Here is a 21924-nt window from a genome sequence, read left to right as displayed (position 1 = left end):
TCGCGCGCGCTGTGCAAGCGGGCGCACGCTGCTAGGCTGGCCGCAGCAGAACCGGGACCCTGCCGCCATGACGCATCGCCGCACCTTGCTCGCCAGCGGGCTTGCCGCCCTCGCGCCGCTGCCACTCCATGCCCAGGGGGCCTGGCCGGACAAGCCGGTGCGGCTCATCGTGCCGACATTGGGCGGGGCCGGCACCGCCGACACGGTCGCGCGCATCCTGGCGCAGGAACTCGACAAGCGCCTGCCGCAGCGCGTGGTGGTGGAGAACCGCGCCGGGGCCAACGGCAATGTCGGCGCAGCGACCGCCGCGCGCAGCCCGGCGGATGGCTACACCTTCCTCTGGGGCTGGGCGGGGACGCTGGCGACCAATCCGGCGCTCTATCGCGAATTGCCCTTCGACCCGGTGCGCGACTTCGATCCCGTCGTGCTGGTCGGCAACGTGCCGAACATCCTGGTGGTGAACCGGCAGCTCGGCCCGCGGACGCTGGCGGAGTTCACCGCCTATGCCCGCGCCAATCCCGGCAAGATCAACTTCGGATCGACGGGCAACGGGTCCTCGATGCACCTCGCCGGCGAGCTCTATCGCCAGATGACGGGCACCGAGATGCAGCATGTCCCGTATTCCGGGCCGGCGCCGGCGGTGACGGACCTTCTGTCGAACCGCATCCAGGCGATGTTCAACCTGGTGACCGGCGCGCTGCCGCAGGTGCGCGCGGGCGAGGTCATCCCGCTCGCGCTGCTGGACGAACAGCGCGCGCCGCAGCTGCCGGATGTTCCGACGACGGCGGAACTCGGCATGGCGGGACTGACCTTCGGCACCTGGTTCATGGTGCTGGCGCCGAAGGGGACGCCGGGGCCGATCATCGACCGCATGAACGCGGTGGTGAACGAGGCGCTCGCCGACCCCGAGGCGAAGCAGCGGCTGCAGGGCGCGGGGCTCGCGCTGTGGGGCGGGACACGGCAGCGGGCGGCGGAGTTCCTCGCGGTCGAGATCCGGCGCCATGCCGAGATCGTGCGGGCGAGCGGGGCGCGCGTGGATTGAAGGTCGGGGGAGGAGAACCTCCCCCGATCCTGTTTCCAAAGAAGGTTGAGGGGGGTTCGGGGGGAGAAGTTCTCTTCTCCCCCCGTCCTTCTGGTCAGAACGCGAGCCGCCCGCGCAGTTCCCCATACGGGACCATCACCGCCGACCGATAGGCCGGCCGATCCTGCAGCCGCGCATACCAGGCCTCGACATGCGGCGCCGGCGCGCGCGGGATCTCGAGGGTGAACCACCGATAGAGCGCCGTCCCGGCCGGGATATCCGCCAGCGACAGTTCATCGCCACCGAGGAAGGGCCGCGTCGCCAGCACCTCGTTCAGCAGCGCCATGTAGCCGTCGCAGTTCGCGATCATCCGGTTCACCGCCGCCAGGTCGCGCTGCGCCTCGGGCGTGCGGTACCAGCCCCAGAAGACGCCGTTGAGGAAATCCGGCTGCAGGCTGGTCGCGGACCAGTCGATCCAGCGATCGGCCTCGGAGCGGATGCGTGGATCGTCGTTCCAGAAGCGCGGCGCGCCGTGACGCGCGGCGAGGTAGCGCAGGATGGCGTGGGATTCCCACACGACATGCCCGTCCTCCTCGATGACCGGAACCTTGCGGTGAGGGTTCATCCGCCGGAATTCGGGCGTGTCGAGGCCCCCATGCGCGCCGCCGGCCTCGATGTGACGATGCGGCAGGCCGAGCTCACCGAGCAGCCAGGCCACCTTCTGCACGTTGAAGGAGCTGCGGCGGCCCCACAGCGTGAGCATCAGTCCCGCCCGCCGACCTTGCGCTCGAAATGCTTGTAGTACTTGTCCGTCACCTGGTCGGTCTTCACCAGCACGGCGACGTCGGTGGTGTTGAACTGGTGGTCCAGCACGGCCCCGTCGCCGACGAAGCCACCCAGTCGGAGATAGCCCTTCACCAGCGGCGGCAGGTCGATCAGCGTCCGCTTCACGTCGATCGAGGCGGGGTCCTTGCGGATCATCTCGACATAGCGTTCGGGCAGGGCGCGGGGCCGGATCGCCTCCGGCGCCATGTGGTTCGAGGCGAGATAGGTGAGCTGGTCGGCCAGCGCGTCGAGGTCGGTGCCCGGCAGCGAGGCGCAGCCGAACAGGATGCCGACCTCGTGCTTGAAGATGTAGGCCGCGATGCCGCCCCAGAGCAGCTGCATGGACCCGCGCGTCCGGTAGTCCGCATCGACGCAGGACCGGCCGCATTCCAGGATCTCGCCGTCGAAGGCGACGATGCGGGAGATGTCGTATTCCGCCGCCGAATACCAGCGCCCCAGCCGCGCCGCGGCATGGCGGCGGATCAGGCGGTAGCAGCCGATGACCGATTCGGGCCCCTCGCCGCGATCGTGGTCGACCACCACCAGGTGGTCGGCGACCGCGTCGAACTCGTCCCGGTCGCGGCGGGAAGATGCGGTTTCCGCATCGGCATGCGCGCCCATTTCCTCGTAGAAGACGCGGTAGCGCAGGGCCTGGACTGCGTCGACCTCGGCATCGCTGACCGCGAGCCGCACGCCGAGATTGCCCGCTCTCAGTTCCCCGAAGCCGGGATCGCTGTCGTTCACGAGGAGCGTGCCTTGCTGCGTCCGCCGGATCGGGTGGGCTCGGCCTCGACCTTGCGGCCGAAGAGCTCGAGCCGCTGGCCGACCAGGTCGAAGCCCAGGCGGCGCGCCATGGCGCGGGCCAGGGCCTCGAACTCCTCGTCGGCGAACTCGATCACCTTGCCGCTGTCGACGTCGATCAGGTGGTGGTGATGGCCGCGGTCGGCCGGGTCGTAGCGTGCCCGCCCGCCGCCGAAGTCCCGACGCTCGAGGATGCCGTTCTCCTCCAGCAGACGGACGGTGCGGTAGACGGTCGCGATCGAGACCTTGCTGTCGAGCGCAAGCGCGCGCCGGTACACATCCTCGACGTCCGGATGGTCTTCCGCCTCACTGAGGACGCGCGCGATCAGCCGGCGCTGCCCCGTCATCTTGAGACCACGCTCGATGCAGAGCCGCTCGATTCGGGACGGCGGCGGATCGGTATTGGCCGCGCGTGGGCGGATGCGGCTCTCCATGCGGGCGTCAGGGTCCTCGGTCGCTCAGGCGCCGGAACCGGCGCGGGCGCGGACCATACTGCCCCCCGCGCCGCGCGGCCACTCCCGCATGCCGGGCGTGGTCAGCCGCCCTTGCCCCGGCCCTTCTCGCGGGCGCGCGGCGTGGTGCCGAGGCCGATCTTCTTGGCCAGGGACGAACGGTGCTTCGCATAGTCCGGCGCGACCATCGGGTAGTCCGCCGGAAGGCCCCAGCGTTCGCGGTACTGCTCGGGCGTGAGGTTGTAGGCGGTCTTCAGATGCCGCTTGAGCATCTTCAGCTTCTTCCCGTCCTCGAGGCAGATCAGGTAGCCCGGGGTGATGGACTTCTTGATCGGCACCGCAGGCTGCGGCCGCTCGGGCTCGGGCGCCGGGGCGGAGCCGACGCCGGACAGCGTGCGGAACACCTCCTGGATCAGCCCGGGCAATTCGGTCGCCGGAACCGGGTTGTGGGAAACATGCGCAGAGACAATCTGGGCGGTGAGCCCGAGAAGCTCCGCATTCGGATTCGCGTCTGCCACGATTTCAGCCCCCTGTTATCGTTAGGCGAAACGGTTCTAGCGACCCGCCCCGAAAGCCGCAATGTAGATGGGTCGAATGAAAGCCTCGTGAAAGGATTAAATCGGTGAAATCCCCCGGCGGGATGTGTTCCTCGCAAGAAATTCAACCGGATTCACACCTGGATATCACCGGTGAGACTTGCCCGATGACCTTCGTACATGTCCGCCTGGCACTCGACCGGCTGCCGCCGGGCGCGGTGCTGGAGGTCGTAATGAAGGGTGAGGAGCCGCGCCGCAACGTGCCCCGGACCGCGGCCGAGCAGGGCCACACGGTTCTTGCCCAGAATGACGAAGCCTCGGGAATTACTCGGCTTTTGCTGCGCCGCAAGATGTAATGTCGAGCCGCAGGACCAGCGCATCGGTGCCATCGGGGTAATAGCGGCGCCGCCGGCCGACTTCGACGGCGCCGAGCGCCGCATACAGGCCCCGCGCCGGCCCGTTCGCCTCCGAGACCTCGAGGAACAACGCCTCCGCACCGCGGGACGCGGCTTCCGCCATCAGGGCCTCCATCAGCGCGCGGCCGGCGCCGGCGCGGCGGGCCGAGGGTCGGACGCCGATCGTGATCACCTCGGCCTCGCCGGCCGCGGCGCGGCCGAGCGCGAAACCCAGAGGTTCCCCATCCGATTCGGCGAACAGCCCGAAATGCCCGGACAGACCGAGCAGCAGGCCCATCGCCTGCGCCGTCCAGCGTTCGGCCGGCGGGAAGGCCTCGGCATGCAGGGTGGCGAGCAGGTCGGCCATCGCCGCGCCGGCCGGGCGGATGACGGCCACGGTCAGGCCGGCGCCCTGACCGCCGGCGGTTCCGCATAGATAGGCGTGCCATCCCGCGGCGGCAGGGCACCCGCCAGGCGCCGGGCAGCGACACGCGCAACGGCGGCGGCCTCCGGCAGGCCAGGACGGGCTTCGACCGTCGCGCCGCGCGCGGCCAGGATCTCGGCGACCGCGACAGCGGCGTCGCCGAGCACCAGCACGGGCCCGTCCACGCGCGGCAGGTCGTCCAGCGGCGCGACCAGCGGCGCGCGCGGCACGGCCGTCCCGGCGGCGAAGCATTCCAGCACGACGCGGCCGCGGCGGTTGTCGACCGCGGCCCACACCACGCGGCCGTCGCCAGGCAGCGCGGCGGCGAGCGCCTCGCCGGTCGTCACGCCAACCAGCGGGATCCCGGCGCCGCGCGCGATGCCCTCGGCCAGGGCGATGGCCGCGCGCAGCCCGGTGAACCCTCCCGGCCCCACGCCGACCGCGACCGCATCGAGTGCCGTCGCCCGCAGCCCGGCCCGCGCCAGCACCGCCTGCGCCATCGACGGCAGCAGGGACGGATGACCGCGCGCGGCGTCCTCCATGGCGCTCGCGACGATCTCGCCATCCGCCAGCACGGCGGCGGAGCAGCGGGCGAGCGCGCCCTCGATGGCCAGGATCCTCATTCGCAAGGCTTTACGCCCGTTTCGGACGCCGCGGAATGGACCGCCGCCGCCGCAACGGTCAGGATGCCCGGCGCCGGGCCCGAGAAGCCCCGGGAGGAAGGAAACACCATGTCCATCACCCGCCGCGGCCTCGGCGCCGCTTCGCTTGCCCTGCCCGGGCTGATCGCCGCCGGCCGGGCGCGCGCGCAGGCCGCCTGGCCGAGCCGCGCCGTCCGCATCATCGTGCCCTACACGCCGGGCGGCGTGTCGGACATCACGGCGCGGCTGCTGTCCGACCCGCTGGCCACCGCCTGGGGCCAGCCAGTGCCGGTCGAGAACCGCGCCGGCGCGGACGGCGTCATCGGCACCGAGGCCGTCGCCCGCAGCCCGGCCGATGGCTACACGCTCGGCCTGGTGTCGGTCGGGCATCCGGTGAACGCGGCCTTCTATCGCCTGCCCTTCGACACGATGCGCGACTTCACCTTCGTCACGCAGACGACCTCGACGCCGCTGGTGCTCTGCGCGCCGCGCGCCTTCGCGCCGAACACACCGGCGGAACTGGTCGACTACGCCAAGCGTAATCCGGGCGTGACCTTCGCCGGCACCGGGGGCGTGGTGCGCCTGGCCCCGGTGCTGTTCGCGCAGCGGACGGGGATCACGCTGGAATACGTGCCCTATCGCGGGTCCACTCAGGCGCATCCGGACCTCATGGCCAACCGCGTGAACATCATGTTCGACACGGTCCCCGCCGCCCTGCCCCATATCCAGTCGGGCGCACTCAAGGCCATCGCGACGACGGGCGCGCGACGCAGCGCGCAGTTGCCGGACGTGCCGACGATCGGCGAAGCCTTCCTGCCGGGCTTCGAGGCCTCGACCTGGGGGATGATCATCGCGCCGGCCAACCTGCCGGCGCCGGTGCTGGCGAAGCTCAACACCGACATCCGGGCGGCGCTGCAGAACGCGACTGTGGTCGACCGGCACAAGACGCTGGGGGCCGAGATCGTGTCGAACTCGCCGGACGAGATGCGGGCCTTCGTGCAGGCGGAGATGGAGAAGTGGGGGGCGGCGGCGCGGGCCGCGGGGATTCAGCCGCAGTGAGGAAGAACGGGGGGAGAAGGGAACTTCTCCCCCCGTGCCCCCCTCAACCTTCTTTGGAATTTGGGGACTGACCGCCGTGGGCGGCACCAAGTGACAAAAGAAGGGAGGGGGGTTCGGGGGAGGTTCTCCTCCCCCGACCTTCATTCGTACGGCGGCACCACACCCGGCTTCGGATCGACCGGCAGCATCCTGTCGAGGCCGGTCAGTTGCTCGAACAGCGCCGCGACCTGCAGCGCCCTGGCATCCCGCCGCGGCGGTGCGACCACCTGCAGCCCGACCGGCCGTCCGTACTGGTCGAAGCCGCAGGGCACCGCGACGGCGGGGCAGCTCGCCATCGTCGCGAAGGCGTTGATCAGCGACCCGCCCATGTAGTTGTCGAGCACCTGGCCCGCGATCTTCTCCGGCGCGCGCAGCATCACATCGAAGGCCGGCGTCGAGGCGCCGGGCGTGACCAGCACGTCGCAGGTCGCGAAGATGTCACGCATGGCGCGGAAGAAGCGCGCGCGCTCATGCTCGGCCCAGGCAAGGCGGGACGGCGTCTCGGCGAGGCCGCGTTCGGTCTGCCAGATGATGTCGGGCTTCAGCTTGTCGCGCTTCGTCGCGAGCAATTCCTCCCGGTCCACCACGAAATGCTGGCTGCGCAGGACGAGGAAGGCCTCGTTCAACGCGCCGAGGTCGGGATGCACCTCCTCGACGGCGATGCCGAGGCTCTCGAAGCGGCGAACTTCCCGCGCGCAGATCTCGTGCATCTCGCAGTCCATCGGCAGCGCGCCGCCGAAATCGGTCGTGAAGGCGATGCGCAGGGGCTTCTCGCGCTCGGCGGCCGCGACGGCGTCGGCGTAGGAGCGCGCCGGCGCGTCGTAGGTCATCGGATCGTCAATGTCCCAGCCCGCCATTGTGTCGAGGAACAGCGCTAGGTCGGGGATGTTGCGCGCCATCGGCCCCTGGACCGAGAGCGGCGACCAGAGGTCCTCCTGCGCGCCGCGCGTCACGCGCCCGGGCGAGGGACGCAGGCCGACGACGGAACAGTAGGTCGCCGGCCGGCGCAGCGATCCGCCATGGTCGGAGCCATGGGCGAGCCAGACCTCGCCCGTCGCCAGCGCCACCGCGCCGCCGCCGGTCGACCCGCCACAGGTGAGCGAGGTGTTCCACGGGTTGCGCGTGCGGCCGAACACCTCGTTGAAGGTCGATCCGCCGGCGCCGAATTCGGGCGTGTTCGACTTCGCGATGACCACCCCGCCCTTGCGCTCGATGCGCTCGACGATCGGGTGGCTGCGGTCCGGGACGTGATCGGCGAAGATCGGGCTGCCGAAGGTGGTGCGCACGCCGGCGACTTCGGTGAGGTCCTTGATCGCGACGGGCAGGCCGGCGAGCCAGCCGGGCTCGCCCTCCGCCTCGCGCCGCGCGCCGCGCATCAGGGCCTTCGCGTGGTCGCGCGCGCGGTCGAGGCAGAGCGTCGGCAGCGCGTTCACCGCGGGCTCGACCTCGGCGATGCGCGCGGCGGCGGCGTCGATCATCTCGAGCGGCGTGATGTCCTTCGCGCGCAACCGCGCGACCGCCTCGCGCGCCGTGAGGCGGATCAGTTCGTTCGGCATGAGGCGGTCAGTCCAACGGGATCTCGGCTTCCACGACATGCTGCAGGCCCGGGGCATCGGGCGAGGTCAGCGACATGCGCAGCCGCAGCGACTTGCCCTTGCCGGCACCCTCGCGCGCCACGCGCTCGATCTCGCGCTGGGAGGTGACGCCCACCTGCTTGAGGAACTTCCGCAGTTCCATGTTGAAACGATCCTCGTCCATGGCATGTCTCCTCCGCGGCCCGCGCCGGTTCCCGGCGGGGCCGGCACGCGGCTAGCCTGCACCCGAAAGGAGCATCGCGCCATGTACAACCCGCCCGCCTTCCGTGAGGACCGCCCCGAGGTTCTGCGGGAGATCATGCGCGCGGCGCGCCTGGCGCTGATCGTGTCCGCCGCCGCGGATGGCGGGGTGCCGGAGGCGACGCACCTGCCGCTGTTCCTGGTGCCCGAGGAAGGTCCGCACGGCACGCTCTACGGCCATGTCGCGAAGGCGAACCCGCAGTGGAAGGGCCTCGCCGCCGCCGGCGCCGCGCGGGCGATCTTCCAGGGGCCGGAGGCCTATGTCTCGCCGTCGCACTATGCGTCGAAGCAGGAACATGGCCGCGTGGTGCCGACCTGGAACTACGTCGCCGTGCATGCCATCGGCCCGGTCGAGGTGTTCGAGGATGCAGAACGACTGCACGCCGTCGTCTCGCGCCTGACCGACCGGCACGAGGCGCCGCGCGCCGATCCCTGGGCGGTGACGGATGCGCCCGAGAGCTTCGTCGCGAGCCAGCTCCGCGGCATCGTCGGCATCGCGCTGCGCATCGAGACGCTGATCGGCAAGCGCAAGCTCAGCCAGAACCGGCCGGAGCCGGACCGCGCCGGCGTCGTGGCGGGCCTGGCCGCGAGCGAGGACGCCGCCGACCGCGCGGTGGCCGAGGCGATGCGCGCGGGGTCGTGACAGCGCGCCGCGGCGCGCCGACAATGTCGGCCAAGATTCACGGGAGAACGCCATGACCGGCCTGCGCTTCGACCTGCGCGACCCGCCGCCCGGCGCGGCGGCGCTGCGCGCCGAGGTCCGCGCCTTCATCGCCGAGCACGAGCATCGCTGGACGCCCGAGGTGCGCGCCCGGTCCTGGATGGGCTTCGACCGCGACTTTACCCGCGCGGTCGGCGCCCGCGGCTGGATCGGCATGTGCTGGCCGAAGCAGTATGGCGGCGCGGAGCGCAGCTTCCTCGAGCGCATCATCGTGCTGGAGGAGATGCTCGCCGCCGGCGCGCCGGTCGGCGCGCACTGGATCGGCGACCGTCAGTCCGGGCCGTTGATCCTGCGCCTGGGCACAGAAGCGCAGCGGCAGAAGTTCCTGCCGAAGATCGTCTCCGGCGACTACGCCTTCTGCATCGGGCTGTCGGAGCCGGATTCAGGGTCCGACCTCGCCTCCCTGCGCACGCGCGCCGACAAGGTCGATGGCGGGTGGAAGCTGAACGGCCGGAAGATCTGGACCACCTTCGGCCATCTCTGTGACTGGATGATCGCGCTGGTGCGCACCTCGCCGCCGCCCGAGGGCGGGTCGAAGCACCAGGGCCTGTCGCAGGTGCTGGTGGACCTGAAGGCGCCGGGTGTGACCATCCGCCCGATCCGCGACCTGGTCGGCGAGGAAGGCTTCAACGAGATCACCTTCGACGAGGTGATGCTGCCGGAGGACGCGCTGATCGGCCAGGAAGGCGCGGGCTGGGCGCAGGCGACGAGCGAGCTCGCCTTCGAGCGCAGCGGGCCGGATCGGTACCTGTCATCGCACCCGCTGCTGGAGACCGGGATCGAGGCGCTGCGCAGCGACGCGGCGGCCGCCCCCGCGCTGGGCCGCGAGGTCGCGCGGCTCTGGACGCTGCGTTCCATGTCAACCGCCATCGCCGGCATGCTGCAGGACGGCGACGACCCGGTGCGCCAGGCGGCACTGGTGAAGGACCTGGGCAACGATTTCGAACAGGCGCTGCCCGGGGCGATGCGCGCGCTGCGCGACGTGGAGGAGATGCCCGAGGCGATGCGCCGCATGCACGACTACCTGACGCAGATCAATCCGACCTTCTCGCTGCGCGGCGGCACGCGGGAGATCATGCGCGGCATCATCGCGCGCGAGCTGGGGCTGCGCTGATGGACAACGGGATCGCGGCGGAACTCGCCGAACAGGTCGCGCGCGCGCTGGCGGATGCCGCCGATGTCACGACGCTGCGCGCCCTGGAAGGCGGCGATTTCCCGGCTTCGGCATGGGAGGCGCTGTCGGGCCTTGGCCTCGCCACCGCGCTGGTGCCGGAAGCGCAGGGCGGCGCGGGTCTGGGCTTCGCGGATGCGGTGCCGCTGCTGGAAGCGCTCGGCCACGCCGGCGCGCCGGTGCCGATGGCGGAAGGGATCGGCGCGGCCGCGCTGCTCGGCGCCGCGGGGATCGAGGCGCCGGAGGGCGTACTGACCTTCGCCGCCGCGGGCGCCCCCGTGCCATGGGGACGCCATGCGGGCCATGTCGTGCTGGTGGATGGCGCGCGCGTCGCGCTCTACGCCGCGGAAGCGCTGCGCTGGACGGAAGGTGCGAACATCGCGCGCGAGCCGCGCGACGTGCCGGCCGTGACCGGCGCACCCGTCGCTGAGGGCACGCTGCCCAATGCATGGGGTGCGGAGGCCGCGCGGTCCGTCGCCGCCCTGCTCCGCAGCGCGCAGATGGCCGGCGCGTTGCAGGCCGCGCTCTCGCTCGCCGTCGAGCACGCCAACACCCGCAAGCAGTTCGGGCGTCCGATCGGCCGCTTCCAGGCGGTGCAGCAGCAGCTCGCGGTCTTCGCGGCGGAGACGTCCGCGGCGTCGGTCGCCGCGGCCGCCGCGGCGCGCGCGGCCGATGCCCGCGGCATCGCCGACGCCGCCTTCGAGATCGGCTGCGCCAAGGTCACCGCCGGCGAGGCCGCGGCCCGCTGCGCGGCGATCGCGCACCAGGTCCTCGCCGCCATGGGCATCACCGAGGAGCACGCGCTGCACCACTTCACCCGCCGCCTCTGGTCGTGGCGGGAGGAAGGCGGGTCCGAGCGCTTCTGGACCGCGCGCATCGGCGCGACGGTGCAGGCCGCACCTGGCCCGCTCTGGTCCTTCCTCACTTCCCGCGATCAGGAACCCGCTGCATGACCGACTTCCTCAAGATCGAGCGCGACGGCCATGTCGTCACCCTCACGCTCAACCGACCGGAAAAGCGCAACGCCATCTCCACGCCCGAGGAATGCGCCGAGGTCGCCGAGGCCTGCCGCGCGCTGAACAAGGACGGGTCGGTCCGCGTGGTGATCGTCACCGGCGCGGGCACGGCCTTCTGCGCGGGCGGCGATCTCAAGGGCATGCGTGACCGCACAGGCATCACGCGCGGCGAGACGGGCGCCGAGATGCGCGATTCCTATCGCTTCGGCATCCAGATGATCCCCCTCGCGCTGTATGAGATGGACATCCCGACCATCGCGGCGATCAACGGGCCGGCGATCGGCGCGGGGCTTGATCTCGCCTGCATGTGCGACATCCGCATCGCGTCCGAGACGGCGCGCTTCGCGGAATCCTTCGTCAAGGTCGGCATCGTGCCGGGCGACGGCGGTGCCTACCTGCTGCCGAAGGTGGTCGGCATGTCGAAGGCGCTCGAAATGTCGCTGACCGGCGACGTGATCAACCCGGCCGAGGCGCTGGCCTGCGGGCTGGTGTCGAAGGTCGTCGCACCCGGCGACCTGCTGGCCGCCGCGCGCGACATGGCGAACCGCATCGCCGTGAACCCGCCCCAGGCCGTGCGCATGACCAAGCGCCTGCTGCGCGAGAGCCAGCACATGCGCCTGTCCACACTGCTCGAGATGTCGGCGGCCTACCAGGCGCTCGCGCATGGCACGCGCGACCACCGCGAGGCGGTGGATTCGATGCTGGAAAAGCGCGCCCCGAACTTCGAAGGGCGCTGATCCTCAGCCGTAGTCCTCGTCGAGGCGCTGGAAGCGGGGCAGGTCCACCACCTCGCTGAACTCGGCATAGGTCATCATGGCGCCGGCGGCGGCCGCCGGCGTCCCGTCGCGCTTCAGCACGGCGAGCGCGTCCGCCATCGCCTTCGCGGCCGTGAACAGAGTGGTCACGGCGTAGAGCACGACGGCGAAGCCCATCTGCTCCAGCGTCTTCGCGTCGAGCGCCGTGGTCTCATTGCCGTCGACGATGGATACGACCTTCGGCCCTGGCACCTGACGGGCCACGGTCTCGACCTCGGCGATCTTCTTGAGCCCGTCGACGAAGACGAGGTCGACACCCGCGTCGCGGATCATCAGCGCGCGGCGCACCGCTTCCTCGGGGCCGATGGCAGGCATCGCGTCGGTACGGCCGATCACCAACGGCCCGCCCGCTGCGCGCGAAGCCACCGCGCATTTCAGACGGCGGACATGCTCCTCGATCGGGATCAGGCGGATGCCGGCGAGCTGCCCGCAGCGCTTGGGTGCGACCTGGTCCTCGAGGTGGATCGCGGCGACCCCGGCCTGGGCGTATTCCTCGACCGTGCGGGCGATGTTGGCGGGGCCGCCATAGCCGGTGTCGGCATCGGCGATGATCGGGATCGAGACCGCGCGCACCATGTCGCGCGCATGGGTCGACATCTCCGTCTGCGTCAGCAGCCCGATGTCGGGGCGCCCGAGCCGCGAGGCCGTCGCGCCGAGGCCGGTCATGTAGATCGCCTCGAAGCCCGCGCGCTCGATCAGCCGGGCGGCGAAGGCATCCGGCGCGCCGGGCGCGGAGACGATCCCGCCCTGGGCAAGGCGTTGGCGAAAGCGATCTGCAGCAGTCATGCGGGCGTTTCCGGTCTGGCGTCGTTGGCGCCAGCCTCCGCGATCCGCGCCGCCCTGCAAAGCCCCGTCAGGCGGGATCGAGGCGCAGGATGCGGCCCTCGTTCTCGTCCGTCAGCAGGTACAGCCGGCCATCCGGCCCGACGACCTGGTGGCGGAAGGCGATCTTGCCCCAGAACAGCCGTTCCTCGCCGGTCACGCGGTCGCCATCGGTCGTCAGGCGCACCAGGCCGGGCGTGCTCTGCGCCGCCGCGAACAGGCTGCCGCGCCACCCCGGGAAGGCCGCGCCGTCGTAGAAGGTGATGCCCGAGGGGCTGACCGAGGGCACCCAGACATGGATCGGGTCCTCCATGCCGGGCGCGCTGACCTCGCGCGAGATGCGCGGCCCCCAGTATTCGCGCCCATGGCTGACGACCGGCCAGCCATAGTTCGCGCCGCGGCGGATGACGTTGATCTCGTCCCCGCCGCGCGGCCCGAACTCGGCCTCCCACAGGCTGCCGGTCCAGGGGTTGAAGGCGAGGCCCTGCGGATGGCGGTGGCCGTAGGACCAGATCTCGGGCCGGGCGTCGGCGCGGCCGACGAAGGGATTGTCCGGCGGCACGCGTCCGTCGCGCGTCAGGCGCAGCACCTTGCCCGCGAGGTCGTCGAGGCGTTGGGCGCGGGCGCGCTCGTTGCGCTCGCCGGTCGAGAGGAAGATGTGGCCTTCCGGCCCGAAGACGATGCGGCAGCCGTAGTGCAGGCGGCCGGATTCCTGCGGCGGGCCGGCATCGATGATACGCCGCACGCCGGTGAGCGCATCGGTCGCAGGCGACAGCCGCGCGACGACGAGGCGCGTGAGCGACCCGCCCTCGACCAGCGCGGACTGGCAGAGGAAGACCTCCCGCGTGCGCGCGAAATCCGGCGCCAGCGCGATGTCGAGCAATCCCCCCTGCCCGTTCGCATCGACCTGCGGCACGCCGCCGAGCGGGGCCGAGACGCGCCCATCCGTGCCGATCCGGCGCAGCCGGCCCGGCCGCTCGGTGACCAGCATCGTCCCGTCCGGCAGGAACACCGCGCCCCAGGGCCGTTCGAGGCCGGTCGCAAACGTTGTCACGCGGAAGGTCGCGCGTTCGGAGGTGACGGGGCCTTCCTGCGCCGCGGCAGGCGCGGCGAGGAGCGCGAGGGCAAGGAGGGCGCGGCGCAGCATGGCATCGAGGTGGGCCCGCCATGCCGGCCGCGCAACCACCCGGGCTTCACCGCCCGGCGATGCGGGTGCAGGCTTCCGCTCCGGAGGAAACACCATGCAGGACAACACCCGCTTCGATGGCCGCGTCGCCATCGTCACCGGCGCCGGCTCGCGCGATCCGGGCACCGGCACCACGACCGTCGGCAATGGTCGCGCCATCGCGACGCTGCTCGCCCGGCGCGGGGCGCGCGTGCTGCTGCTCGACGTGGCGCAGGACTGGCTCCAGGGCACCGAGGCGATGATCCGCGCCGAGGGCGGCACCTGCGCGAGCGCGGTCTGCGACGTCGCGAAGGCCGAGGATTGCGCGAAGGCCGTCGCGGAAGCGGTGCGGCTGTGGGGGCGGCTCGATATCCTGGTGAACAATGTCGGCATCAGCGGCCCGCCGGGCGATGCGACGGTGGTGGACCCGGAGGCCTGGGACCACGGCATGCAGGTCAACGTGAAGTCGATGATGCTGATGGCGAAGTATGCGGTCCCCGAGATGCGCAAGCAGGGTGGCGGGGCGATCGTGAACCTCGCCTCGGTCGCGGGTCTGCAAGGCGGGCATCCGGGCCTGCTCTATGCGACGACGAAGGGGGCGATCGTGCAGATGACGCGCGCCATGGCCGCCCATCACGGCGGCGACCTGATTCGCGTGAATGCGGTGGCCCCGGGCTATGTCTACACGCCGATGGTCGCCTCCCGCGGCATGTCGGACGCGTTGCGCCAGCACCGCGCGACGGCGGGGCTGCTGAAGGTGGAAGGCAGCGCGTGGGACGTGGCGGAGGCGGCCTGCTTCCTCGCCTCCCCCGCCGCGCGCTGGATCACCGGCGTGACGCTGCCGGTCGATGCGGGCCGGTCAGCCGGCAATGTCGGTGCCACGCCGAAGCCGAGCGGGCTGCAGAGCTGACGGGCGGCGGTCGACAAGGCCGCCTCGTGGGCGGCTTTGGACCCATCCCCGTTGATCTGGCGCAAGGCGGGCGCATTATGGCTGCGGCACCTTGTGCCCACCGAGCCCCGGAGGAATTCCCATGAGCGGCCCCCTCGCCAAAGACCTGATGACCCCCGACGTCGTGACCGTGCCGCCCGAGACGCCGGTGATGGCGATCGCGCGCCTGCTCGCGGATCGCGGCATTTCGGCTGTGCCCGTGGTGGACGCCGCGGGCAAGGTGCTCGGCATCGTCACCGAGGCCGACCTCATCCGCCGCCTGGCGGGCGAGGAGGACAAGCCGGCGTCATGGTTCGGCTCGCTCTTCTCCGATCCAGCGAGCCAGGCGGAGCGCTACGCGCGCACCCATGGCGTGACGGCGAAGGACCTGATGACGGAAGCGGTCGTCAGCGTCGCGCCGGATACGACCGCCGCCCACGTCGCCCATGTCATGGAGGACAAGAAGGTCCGCCGCGTCATCGTGACGGAGGACGGGAAGCTGAAGGGCATCGTCAGCCGCGCCGACCTGCTGCGCGCGCTCGTCGCGCCGACGCATGAGGAAGCCGACCTGTCCGACGAGCGCCTGCGTCGCGCGATCATGTCTGCGATGAAGAAGGAGCCCTGGACCGACACCTTCTACACGATGGTCGAGGTCAAGGACGGCACCGTGACCTTCCACGGCTTCCGCCGCAGCGAGGCGGTGCAGAAGGCGCTGCGCGTGCTGGCCGAGAACATCCCGGGCGTGAAGGCCGTGGTGGACGACACCCAGCCCATGCCCGTGTTCATCTACGGCGCGGCCTGATCAATCGCGCCGGGCGCCTCGCCAGGGACGGCGAGGCGCCGCGGCGCCAGCATCGCCAGGCCGCCATCCGCCGCGGGGCGGAAGGCGTGCAGCCAGAAGTGCCGCTCCTCGCTGTCCGGCCCGCCCATCACGGGCGATGGCGCGGACAGGATGCGAAGCCCCCCGCAGCGCCCCATCCAATCGAAATGCCGGTGCCCGTGCAGCACGACGATGCGCGGCGCGATGCGCCGCAGTCGCTGCAGCACCCAATGCCCGTTCACCAGCGCCGTGCCGATGCGATCGGCAAGCGGCGCGCCCGGGCGCGGATATTCCACCAGGTGATGATGCAGCGCGACGAGCCAGCGCGCCGCGGGCCACGCCGCCATGGCGCGTTCGGCGCTGCGCAGCTGGTCCATCGCCACGATGCCGAGGGCATTGGTGAAGGAGAAATGCGTCTCCGCATTGGAATCGAGCAGCACCACCCCGAGCCCATCCGGCGTCGCGGGCGGGACGATCATCGGGAAGGCCGCGTTCCAGACCTGCCGCGCGGCGAAACCGGCCCGCAGGCCACCGCGATCCATGAAGCCCGCCAACGCGGCAGCGCGGCCGCCTTCGGCGAGCCAGGCGTTGAGCGTCGGCCCGGCGCGGCGCGTGGCGCGGTCCACCACCTGCACGCGATCGCCCTGGACCCGCGCCATGGCGGCGAGCATCCGCAGCCGCCGCAGCGACCCGCCCGGCGCCGTGGGCAGTTCCAGCCGTGACGGGTTGGCGCGATCCACGATGTTGACATCGTGGTTGCCGGGCAGGATCAGCACGCGCCGCGCAAGGCCCGGATGGCGCGCCAACACGCTTTCGAAGGCGATGAATTCCGCGTTGCGGCCGGCATCGGTGATGTCGCCGGTGACCAGGATCCAGTCGAGCGGCCGGGCCGCGTCCTCCTGCGCGATCAGGTCGAAGACGCGGTCGAGCCGATGGTTGCCGCACGGCCCGTCGCGCCCGCATTCGAGGCGGAAGCCATAGGTCTCGCCGACCACGTGGATGTCGGACAGATGCGCGATGCGCCAGGTGGCCTCACCATCCTCGGTCGGGCCGAGTTCCTCCGGCGTGCCGGCCAAGGCTTCCGCGATCGACCAGGCGGGCGCGCCGACCATCAGGTAGACGGCGATCACCCAGACGCCGTTGCGGATCGCATCGCCCGCCGAGGCCAGCAGACCCGCGCGGGAGAAGTCGGTGACGCTGAGGCTCGGCAACGGTCCGACCGTCCAGGCGACCCAGCCGGCCAGCAGGGCGAGCACGCCACCCGCCGCAAGTCCCGCGATGCGTCGCGTCGCCGCCAGATCCCGCCGCGGCGCGAGGCTTTCCAGCGCCAGCCGCGCGCCTTCCCGCAATGCGGTGTAGAGCGGCTGCACCAGGCCCGCGTTCAACGCCCAGAAATTCCGCTCGACAATCAGGAACAGGTCGCGGCCCCAGGCCCAGGCGACGCCCGCGGCCACCGCCGCGAAGGCCAGCAGCGACAGCCCGCGCCAGGCCTGCTCCGTCACCCACACCACGACCTTGGGCGCGGCGCCGAGCAACAGCGCGGGGATCACCAGCAGCATGGTCGCCGCCAGCGCGAGCTTCGGCAGGCTGATCTCGAGCAGCATGTGCGAGGCATGCCCGAGCAGCGAGTGGCGCGAGGTGCTCGAGGCATCGTCCTCGAGATCGCCGTCGCGTGGGTCGGCGAAGCTCACGCGCCGTCGCGCAGGATGCGGCGACAGTGCTGCAGCGAGGCCTCGATGAGGTTGTCCGTCGCCTCCGGCGTGCGGAAGGCGGAATGGGAGGCGAGCACGACGTTGTCGAGCCCGGCGAGCGCGTGTCCGGCGGGCAGCGGTTCCTCGACGAAGACATCGAGGCCCGCGGCGGCGATGCGGCCCGATCGCAGCGCCTCGGTCAGCGCGGCCTCGTCCACGATCGCCCCGCGCGCGGTGTTCACGAACAGCGCGCCGGGACGCATCTTCGCCAGACGCGCCGCGTCGAGGAAGCCGCGAGTCTCGTCGTTCAGCAGCAGGTGCAGGCTGACGACATGGCTTTCGCCGAGCAGCGTGTCGAGGTCGGTGAAGGTGACGCCCGGATGCGATTTCGGCGTGCGGTTCCACGCCAGCACCTTCATCCCCGCGCCGTTGCAGAGCCGCGCCATCTCCGCCCCGATGCCGCCGAAGCCGATGATGCCGACCGTCTTGCCGGTGAGCTGCATGCCGTCCGTGCGCGGCCAGCCACCGCCCTTGATGGCGTGGTGCATCAGCCCGATCCCGCGCGCAGCGCCCCACATCAGCGCGAAGGCCATCTCGGCCACCGCCGTGTCGCCATAGCCCTTGATGATGTGGACCTTGACGTCGCATTCGGCTTCCAGCGCCTCGGGGTCCATGTAGGACCGCGCGCCGGTGCCGAGGAAGACGATGTGCTTCAGGTCCGGGCAGCGCTTCACGACATCGACGGGGAAATGGGTGTGGTCGTCGATGGCGATCTGCACGCCCTTCAGCAGTTCGGGGAGCGCCTCGGGCGTGATGTCGGGGTCCTCGTGGATCGCGACCGGCAGGTCGTCGGCGCGGTGCAGGCGCCGCATGACGTCGGCGAGGGAGGCATTGGCATCGACGAAGGCAGCGCGCATCGAGGTCTCCTCAAACATCCGCGGCGTGCTTCGTGAGCGCCGCCTCGTCCCACAGAATGCCCATTCCCGGTCGGTCCGGCACCAGGGCCATGCCGTCCTTCACCGCGACGGGTTCGGCCAGCAGCGGCGCGGCGATGTCGAGGTGCTCCAGCAGATGCGCGGTCGGCGTCGCCTGCAGCAGGTGGACGCTGGCCTCGACGAAGATGTGGGAGGACATCGGCACGCGATGCGCCGCCGCCATCGCCGCCGCGCGCATCCAGCCCGTGACGCCGCCGATCTTCATCGCATCCGGCATGCAGAGGTCGACCGACCCGGCCATCAGCGCCTTGTGCATGGTGGCGGGGCCCCACCAGTTCTCCCCGCCCTGCACCGGGATGGACAGGCGCCGCGACAGTTCCGCGAGCCCCGCATCGTCCTGCACCGGCAGCGGTTCCTCGAGCCAGCGCACGTCGAGGTCCTGCAGCGCGCGACCGCGACGCTCGGCCTCGGGCAGGCTCAGCGCCTGGTTGTAGTCGACGAGGATGCCGACCTCCTCGCCCACCGCAGCGCGGACGGCGCGCACGGTGTCGAGGTCGTCCTCGAGCCGCTTCTGCCCGACCTTGAACTTCACCCATCGCGCGCCGAGCGTCGCGACCGCCTGGCCGGCTTCCTCGGCCAGCATGGCCGCGCCCCAGCCGCGCAGGGAGGCATAGATCGGCACCGGCCTGGGCTCGGCGCCGAGCATCACGCACAACGGCACGCCCGCGCGCACCGCCAGCGCATCCCACATCGCCATGTCGAGCGCCGAGAGCGCGATCTGGACCAGGCCCTCGGTGCCCAGGATCCGCCCCGCATCGTGCAGTTCCCGCCACAGCGTCGCCGGCGCCAGCGACCTGCCCACCAGCCCGGCGCCGAGGCTCCGCGCCAGCGCCGCCGTCGGCCCGAGCGCCGCCGGCGTATAGGGGAAGACATAGGCCGTGCCGGCTGCGCCATCCGTCGTCCGCACGTCGACGATCACCAGCGGCGCGCGCGGGATCACGTTCAGGCTGTTGCGCAATGGCGGGTCGATCGGCGCATCCACCGCGCGCACGCGGATGTCTGCGATCACCGGCATGGTCATGGGCGGGTCCTCCGGGGGCGATCCTGCCCGTGCGTCAGCCGCTCGTCGAGCCAGCGACCCGGAAGAGCGCGACGTTGAGCTCCGCGCCGAGGAGGACGACATAGACGCTGACCCAGAACCACATCAGCAGGCCGACCGTCGCGCCGAGTGGCCCGTACATCAGGTCATAGGTCGCGAAGTTCGACACGTAGAGCGAGAAGGCCGCCGAGGCCGCGGCCCAGAGCAGCGTCGCCACGACCGCGCCCGGCAGCGTCCAGACCAGGCCCGGATGCCGCCCCGAGGGCCCGAGCCGGTAGACCAGGATCAGCCCGATGAACACCAGCCCGAGCAGCGTGCCCATCGACATCCCGCGCAGCGCCCAGGCGTGCGGCGGCGGCAGCCCCACCAGCGCGACGACCGACGGCAGCGCGACGAGCGATGCGATGGCCAGCGTCGCCGCCACCGTCAGCGCCAGCGTCATGCCGATGGCGAGCGAGTGGTAGTGGAAGAAGCCGCGCGATTCCTCGACGCCATGCGCCATGTTCAGCGCGCCGATCATCGCCCGCGTGCCGGCGGAGGCCGACCAGATCGCGACCGCGCCCGAGACGATGGCACCCCATTCCAGGCGCGGGCGTGGCTGGCCGACCAGTTCGTGCAGTCGCCCGGCGATGAGCTGGTAGGTTTCCTCCGGCACCAGTTCGCGGAGCACTTCGAGCTGCGGCTCCACCGAGGCACTATCGAAGGCCAGGCCGTAGAACAGCACCAGCAGCGCGATGCCCGGGAACAGCGCCAGCATGGCGTAGAAGGCGCAGCCCGCGGCAGTCAGCGAGATGCGGTCCGAGGCGGCGCTGCGCATCACGCGGCGCGCGATGGCGATGGCGCCTTCGCGGCGCGAGGGCCGGCTGTGGAGCGGCGGCATCACGTCCATGCCGCATCACCTAGGGCGTTGCGGCCGGAAGTGGAACAGCCTCAGCGAGTCGTGTCCGGGCGCGCGGCTTCGGGAGGCTTCTGGCGGTCGGTCGCCGCCCCGAGCTCCAGCGGCGTGATCCGTCCGTCCTGGTCGGTATCGAGCCGCTGGAGCAGGGTGGTGAGCGTGTTGCCCGTGGGTGTTCCCGGCCCTGCCATGCTGGCGGGGCCTGGCCGCAATCCTTGCAGCGTGGCGGCGAAATCCTGTCGCGCGCCGGCAGCCTGAAGCCGAGCCGCATCCTGCTGGCTCTGCATGCGGAAGGCCCGGATGGCCTGGGGGACCGTGAGAGAACGGTCCGGGACGATCTGCATGGCTGCGTCACTCCGTGATGGTCGGGCCCGCCTTCGTGGCGGGCGGCCCCATGTTGGGGGTGACGGGGATATTGCAGGGGGCGTGCCAAAAGGTCGGGGGAGGAGAACCTCCCCCGATCCCCCTCCCTTCTTTGCTTCTTGGTTCCAAAGAAGGTTGAGGGGGGCTCCGGGGGGAGAAGTTCCCTTCTCCCCCCGCCTACGCCAGCAGGGCGAAGGTCAGTTCGTGCTTGTTGTGGAACCCATGGAACACCTGGGCTCCCGGTATCGCGGCGAAGGCCGCGGCGGTGCCGTGGTCGGTGTCCCCCTGGAACTTCAGCGTGCAGACGAAGTTCCGCGCCGCCCCCGCTTCCATCCACTTCTGCACCAGCCCGAGCAGCCGCGCCGGGTAGCAGATGATGTCCGAGAACAGCCAGTCGACCTGCACTTCCTGCCGGGGATCCAGGCCAAAGGCGCTCTCCTGCCGGCAGGAAACGCCGGGCATGGCGGCGATGGCCGGATCGAGCGGCGCCTTGTCGACCGCCGTCACACGCGCGCCGAGCCGCGCCAGCGCCCAGGTCCAGCCACCGGGCGAGGCGCCGAGGTCGAGACAGGTCTCGCCCGGCTGCGGATGCCGCCCGATCCGCGTCAGCGCCTCCCACAGTTTCAGGTAGGCGCGCGACGGCGGGCCCTCGCGGTCCTCGGCGAAGCGGACTTCCCCGTTGACGAAGGGGCTGGTCTTGGTCGGGCTCGCAAGCATCCGGTCCGGCGCGAGCAGCGTCCAGGCGCCGAGATGCCCGCTCGGCGCAGCTTCGGGGAAGACCAGCGGCCGGGCCTTCACCGGCGGCAGGCGCTCGGCGAGCAGCGCGGACCGGCGATGGTGCAGCAGCGGGTAATGCGCCCAGTTGCGCTGGATGGCGCGCAGCGCATCAGCGCCTGCCTTCACCGAGGGAACCGCGATCTCCCGCGGATCGGTCCAGACATCGAGGGCCCAGGCGGCGGTGACCGGCGCATCCGGGGACAGCGCCAGCCGGCCGTGCCAGGCCTCCACCCGCACGCCGGCACGGCGGAGTTCCTCGCCGAGGTCGCCCTCGAAGCCCTCGGCCGCCAGGTAGGCGCTGCGGATCACCGCTTCAGCGCCGCGACCGCGAGCAAGGCCCAGCCGATCATCAGCGTGGTCCCGCCGATCGGCGCGACGGACCCCAGCGAGGGGTTCCCCATCGCGCTCCACCACACCGCGCCGCAGAACATGACGGTCCCGATCGCGAAGGCCGCGGCGGCCAGGTTCGCGAGCCAGCGCCCGCGCTCGGCCATCAGCCCCGCGGCGATCATCGCGAGCGCGTGCCAGCCCTGGATCATCAGCGCGCTGTCCACGCCGCGGCGCTGCGCACCCTCGAACCCCGCCGGCGCGCCATGCGCGGCCCAGGCCGACAGCCCGACGACGACAAGCCCGGCGATGGCGCCGAGGAACAGCCAGAGACGATGCATGGCCGGGTGC

At 71.5% G+C, this 21924-nt stretch carries 26 protein-coding genes; 9 read left to right on the top strand and 17 right to left on the bottom strand.

The genetic code is table 11. The features are described 5' to 3' along the window. Positions 1 to 67 precede the first annotated feature (67 nt). On the top strand, positions 68 to 1042 hold the full coding sequence (locus tag GWK15_RS07985) for a Bug family tripartite tricarboxylate transporter substrate binding protein (RefSeq protein ID WP_168040761.1): 975 nt from the start codon (positions 68 to 70) through the stop codon (positions 1040 to 1042). 94 nt (positions 1043 to 1136) lie between these two features. On the opposite strand, the gene GWK15_RS07980 is transcribed toward GWK15_RS07985, so the two are convergent. The 4 genes from GWK15_RS07980 to GWK15_RS07965 form a co-directional block, all read right to left on the bottom strand. Continuing rightward, entirely contained in the window at positions 1137 to 1784 is a 648-nt protein-coding gene (locus tag GWK15_RS07980) for a glutathione S-transferase family protein (protein ID WP_168040760.1), read from the bottom strand. Then, the gene (locus tag GWK15_RS07975; protein WP_338147237.1) at positions 1784 to 2620 is read right to left on the bottom strand and encodes a GNAT family N-acetyltransferase; all 837 of its coding nucleotides are present in this window, start codon (positions 2618 to 2620) and stop codon (positions 1784 to 1786) included. The genes GWK15_RS07980 and GWK15_RS07975 overlap by 1 nt, the downstream gene beginning before the upstream one ends. Next, a complete protein-coding gene (locus GWK15_RS07970) occupies positions 2587 to 3081 on the bottom strand; it encodes a Fur family transcriptional regulator (protein WP_168040758.1) in 495 nt (164 codons plus the stop codon). The genes GWK15_RS07975 and GWK15_RS07970 overlap by 34 nt, the downstream gene beginning before the upstream one ends. A 101-nt stretch (positions 3082 to 3182) precedes the next feature. Continuing rightward, positions 3183 to 3617, bottom strand: coding sequence for a MucR family transcriptional regulator (locus tag GWK15_RS07965; protein WP_168040757.1), 435 nt, complete (start codon positions 3615 to 3617; stop codon positions 3183 to 3185). A 185-nt stretch (positions 3618 to 3802) separates the two neighbouring features. On the opposite strand from GWK15_RS07965, the gene GWK15_RS07960 reads away from it, so the two are divergent. After that, a complete protein-coding gene (locus tag GWK15_RS07960) occupies positions 3803 to 3991 on the top strand; it encodes a sulfurtransferase TusA family protein (RefSeq protein WP_408891874.1) in 189 nt (62 codons plus the stop codon). On the opposite strand, the gene GWK15_RS07955 is transcribed toward GWK15_RS07960, so the two are convergent. Both GWK15_RS07955 and tsaB read right to left on the bottom strand, forming a co-directional pair. After that, positions 3960 to 4427, bottom strand: a complete 468-nt coding sequence (locus GWK15_RS07955; RefSeq protein ID WP_338147211.1) for a GNAT family N-acetyltransferase — start codon at positions 4425 to 4427, stop codon at positions 3960 to 3962. The two genes, GWK15_RS07960 and GWK15_RS07955, sit on opposite strands and share 32 nt — an antisense overlap. A 2-nt stretch (positions 4428 to 4429) precedes the next feature. Next, positions 4430 to 5077: a tRNA (adenosine(37)-N6)-threonylcarbamoyltransferase complex dimerization subunit type 1 TsaB gene (gene tsaB, locus GWK15_RS07950; RefSeq protein WP_168040756.1), complete on the bottom strand. Its 648-nt coding sequence runs from the start codon at positions 5075 to 5077 to the stop codon at positions 4430 to 4432. A gap of 108 nt (positions 5078 to 5185) precedes the next feature. Here tsaB and GWK15_RS07945 point away from each other — a divergent pair, with 108 nt between their 5' ends. Then, positions 5186 to 6154 (top strand): tripartite tricarboxylate transporter substrate binding protein, encoded by a 969-nt coding sequence (locus GWK15_RS07945; RefSeq protein ID WP_168040755.1) that lies wholly within the window; start codon positions 5186 to 5188, stop codon positions 6152 to 6154. Between the two features lie 140 nt (positions 6155 to 6294). Here GWK15_RS07945 and GWK15_RS07940 read toward each other — a convergent pair whose 3' ends face one another. Together GWK15_RS07940 and GWK15_RS07935 are read right to left on the bottom strand one after the other, a co-directional pair. Continuing rightward, positions 6295 to 7749: an amidase gene (locus GWK15_RS07940; RefSeq protein WP_168040754.1), complete on the bottom strand. Its 1455-nt coding sequence runs from the start codon at positions 7747 to 7749 to the stop codon at positions 6295 to 6297. A 7-nt stretch (positions 7750 to 7756) separates the two neighbouring features. Further along, positions 7757 to 7951, bottom strand: a complete 195-nt coding sequence (locus tag GWK15_RS07935; protein ID WP_168040753.1) for a DUF6494 family protein — start codon at positions 7949 to 7951, stop codon at positions 7757 to 7759. Positions 7952 to 8032: 81 nt separating this feature from the next. On the opposite strand from GWK15_RS07935, the gene GWK15_RS07930 reads away from it, so the two are divergent. From GWK15_RS07930 to GWK15_RS07915, 4 genes are read left to right on the top strand one after another with little or no spacing between them, the layout of a single operon-like run. Then, positions 8033 to 8671, top strand: coding sequence for an FMN-binding negative transcriptional regulator (locus GWK15_RS07930; RefSeq protein WP_168040752.1), 639 nt, complete (start codon positions 8033 to 8035; stop codon positions 8669 to 8671). A 52-nt stretch (positions 8672 to 8723) separates the two neighbouring features. Continuing rightward, positions 8724 to 9863 carry an acyl-CoA dehydrogenase family protein gene (locus tag GWK15_RS07925; RefSeq protein WP_168040751.1) on the top strand — a complete coding sequence of 380 codons (1140 nt, stop codon included), beginning with the start codon at positions 8724 to 8726 and terminating at the stop codon, positions 9861 to 9863. Then, a complete protein-coding gene (locus GWK15_RS07920) occupies positions 9863 to 10873 on the top strand; it encodes an acyl-CoA dehydrogenase family protein (protein ID WP_168040750.1) in 1011 nt (336 codons plus the stop codon). The genes GWK15_RS07925 and GWK15_RS07920 overlap by 1 nt, the downstream gene beginning before the upstream one ends. Then, entirely contained in the window at positions 10870 to 11673 is an 804-nt protein-coding gene (locus tag GWK15_RS07915; protein ID WP_168040749.1) for a crotonase/enoyl-CoA hydratase family protein, read from the top strand. The genes GWK15_RS07920 and GWK15_RS07915 overlap by 4 nt, the downstream gene beginning before the upstream one ends. A 3-nt stretch (positions 11674 to 11676) precedes the next feature. On the opposite strand, the gene GWK15_RS07910 is transcribed toward GWK15_RS07915, so the two are convergent. Beyond that, the gene (locus tag GWK15_RS07910) at positions 11677 to 12537 is read right to left on the bottom strand and encodes an isocitrate lyase/PEP mutase family protein (protein ID WP_168040748.1); all 861 of its coding nucleotides are present in this window, start codon (positions 12535 to 12537) and stop codon (positions 11677 to 11679) included. A 67-nt stretch (positions 12538 to 12604) separates the two neighbouring features. Then, the gene (locus tag GWK15_RS07905) at positions 12605 to 13720 is read right to left on the bottom strand and encodes a PQQ-dependent sugar dehydrogenase (protein WP_168040747.1); all 1116 of its coding nucleotides are present in this window, start codon (positions 13718 to 13720) and stop codon (positions 12605 to 12607) included. A gap of 94 nt (positions 13721 to 13814) precedes the next feature. Here GWK15_RS07905 and GWK15_RS07900 point away from each other — a divergent pair, with 94 nt between their 5' ends. Together GWK15_RS07900 and GWK15_RS07895 are read left to right on the top strand one after the other, a co-directional pair. After that, on the top strand, positions 13815 to 14648 hold the full coding sequence (locus GWK15_RS07900; RefSeq protein ID WP_168040746.1) for an SDR family NAD(P)-dependent oxidoreductase: 834 nt from the start codon (positions 13815 to 13817) through the stop codon (positions 14646 to 14648). Between the two features lie 121 nt (positions 14649 to 14769). Next, positions 14770 to 15468: a CBS domain-containing protein gene (locus tag GWK15_RS07895; RefSeq protein WP_245211501.1), complete on the top strand. Its 699-nt coding sequence runs from the start codon at positions 14770 to 14772 to the stop codon at positions 15466 to 15468. Here the strand turns inward: GWK15_RS07895 and GWK15_RS07890 are convergent. From GWK15_RS07890 to GWK15_RS07860, 7 genes are all read right to left on the bottom strand, one after another. Next, positions 15453 to 17177, bottom strand: a complete 1725-nt coding sequence (locus GWK15_RS07890) for a metallophosphoesterase (protein ID WP_168040745.1) — start codon at positions 17175 to 17177, stop codon at positions 15453 to 15455. The two genes, GWK15_RS07895 and GWK15_RS07890, sit on opposite strands and share 16 nt — an antisense overlap. Then, the gene (locus GWK15_RS07885) at positions 17174 to 18094 is read right to left on the bottom strand and encodes an NAD(P)-dependent oxidoreductase (RefSeq protein WP_168040744.1); all 921 of its coding nucleotides are present in this window, start codon (positions 18092 to 18094) and stop codon (positions 17174 to 17176) included. Before GWK15_RS07885 ends, GWK15_RS07890 begins: the two co-directional genes overlap by 4 nt. 10 nt (positions 18095 to 18104) lie before the next feature. Then, positions 18105 to 19193: an enolase C-terminal domain-like protein gene (locus GWK15_RS07880; RefSeq protein WP_168040743.1), complete on the bottom strand. Its 1089-nt coding sequence runs from the start codon at positions 19191 to 19193 to the stop codon at positions 18105 to 18107. 34 nt (positions 19194 to 19227) lie between these two features. Continuing rightward, positions 19228 to 20100, bottom strand: coding sequence for a YihY/virulence factor BrkB family protein (locus tag GWK15_RS07875; protein WP_168040742.1), 873 nt, complete (start codon positions 20098 to 20100; stop codon positions 19228 to 19230). 41 nt (positions 20101 to 20141) lie between these two features. Further along, positions 20142 to 20450 (bottom strand): hypothetical protein, encoded by a 309-nt coding sequence (locus GWK15_RS07870; RefSeq protein ID WP_168040741.1) that lies wholly within the window; start codon positions 20448 to 20450, stop codon positions 20142 to 20144. A 196-nt stretch (positions 20451 to 20646) separates the two neighbouring features. Then, positions 20647 to 21555, bottom strand: coding sequence for an SAM-dependent methyltransferase (locus GWK15_RS07865; protein ID WP_168040740.1), 909 nt, complete (start codon positions 21553 to 21555; stop codon positions 20647 to 20649). Then, positions 21552 to 21914, bottom strand: a complete 363-nt coding sequence (locus tag GWK15_RS07860; RefSeq protein ID WP_168040739.1) for a DUF423 domain-containing protein — start codon at positions 21912 to 21914, stop codon at positions 21552 to 21554. Before GWK15_RS07860 ends, GWK15_RS07865 begins: the two co-directional genes overlap by 4 nt. Positions 21915 to 21924 lie beyond the last annotated feature (10 nt).

The sequence above is a fragment of the Neoroseomonas oryzicola genome, from assembly GCF_012163135.1.
GTDB classification, from domain to species: Bacteria; Pseudomonadota; Alphaproteobacteria; order Acetobacterales; family Acetobacteraceae; genus Neoroseomonas; species Neoroseomonas oryzicola.
This window is presented reverse-complemented; position numbering and strand designations above follow the sequence as displayed.

Bases quoted from the DNA above. Each gene is read 5' to 3' on its own strand.
- GWK15_RS07935 (WP_168040753.1), bottom strand. From the start codon at position 7,951: ATGGACGAGGATCGTTTCAACATGGAACTGCGGAAGTTCCTCAAGCAG.
- GWK15_RS07925 (WP_168040751.1), top strand. From the start codon at position 8,724: ATGACCGGCCTGCGCTTCGACCTGCGCGACCCGCCGCCCGGCGCGGCG.
- GWK15_RS07945 (WP_168040755.1), top strand. From the start codon at position 5,186: ATGTCCATCACCCGCCGCGGCCTCGGCGCCGCTTCGCTTGCCCTGCCC.
- GWK15_RS07980 (WP_168040760.1), bottom strand. From the start codon at position 1,784: ATGCTCACGCTGTGGGGCCGCCGCAGCTCCTTCAACGTGCAGAAGGTG.
- GWK15_RS07880 (WP_168040743.1), bottom strand. From the start codon at position 19,193: ATGACCATGCCGGTGATCGCAGACATCCGCGTGCGCGCGGTGGATGCG.
- GWK15_RS07860 (WP_168040739.1), bottom strand. From the start codon at position 21,914: ATGCATCGTCTCTGGCTGTTCCTCGGCGCCATCGCCGGGCTTGTCGTC.
- GWK15_RS07870 (WP_168040741.1), bottom strand. From the start codon at position 20,450: ATGCAGATCGTCCCGGACCGTTCTCTCACGGTCCCCCAGGCCATCCGG.
- GWK15_RS07985 (WP_168040761.1), top strand. From the start codon at position 68: ATGACGCATCGCCGCACCTTGCTCGCCAGCGGGCTTGCCGCCCTCGCG.
- GWK15_RS07970 (WP_168040758.1), bottom strand. From the start codon at position 3,081: ATGGAGAGCCGCATCCGCCCACGCGCGGCCAATACCGATCCGCCGCCG.
- tsaB (WP_168040756.1), bottom strand. From the start codon at position 5,077: ATGAGGATCCTGGCCATCGAGGGCGCGCTCGCCCGCTGCTCCGCCGCC.
- GWK15_RS07910 (WP_168040748.1), bottom strand. From the start codon at position 12,537: ATGACTGCTGCAGATCGCTTTCGCCAACGCCTTGCCCAGGGCGGGATC.
- GWK15_RS07905 (WP_168040747.1), bottom strand. From the start codon at position 13,720: ATGCTGCGCCGCGCCCTCCTTGCCCTCGCGCTCCTCGCCGCGCCTGCC.
- GWK15_RS07895 (WP_245211501.1), top strand. From the start codon at position 14,770: ATGAGCGGCCCCCTCGCCAAAGACCTGATGACCCCCGACGTCGTGACC.
- GWK15_RS07875 (WP_168040742.1), bottom strand. From the start codon at position 20,100: ATGGACGTGATGCCGCCGCTCCACAGCCGGCCCTCGCGCCGCGAAGGC.
- GWK15_RS07915 (WP_168040749.1), top strand. From the start codon at position 10,870: ATGACCGACTTCCTCAAGATCGAGCGCGACGGCCATGTCGTCACCCTC.
- GWK15_RS07920 (WP_168040750.1), top strand. From the start codon at position 9,863: ATGGACAACGGGATCGCGGCGGAACTCGCCGAACAGGTCGCGCGCGCG.
- GWK15_RS07930 (WP_168040752.1), top strand. From the start codon at position 8,033: ATGTACAACCCGCCCGCCTTCCGTGAGGACCGCCCCGAGGTTCTGCGG.
- GWK15_RS07940 (WP_168040754.1), bottom strand. From the start codon at position 7,749: ATGCCGAACGAACTGATCCGCCTCACGGCGCGCGAGGCGGTCGCGCGG.
- GWK15_RS07960 (WP_408891874.1), top strand. From the start codon at position 3,803: ATGACCTTCGTACATGTCCGCCTGGCACTCGACCGGCTGCCGCCGGGC.
- GWK15_RS07900 (WP_168040746.1), top strand. From the start codon at position 13,815: ATGCAGGACAACACCCGCTTCGATGGCCGCGTCGCCATCGTCACCGGC.
- GWK15_RS07885 (WP_168040744.1), bottom strand. From the start codon at position 18,094: ATGCGCGCTGCCTTCGTCGATGCCAATGCCTCCCTCGCCGACGTCATG.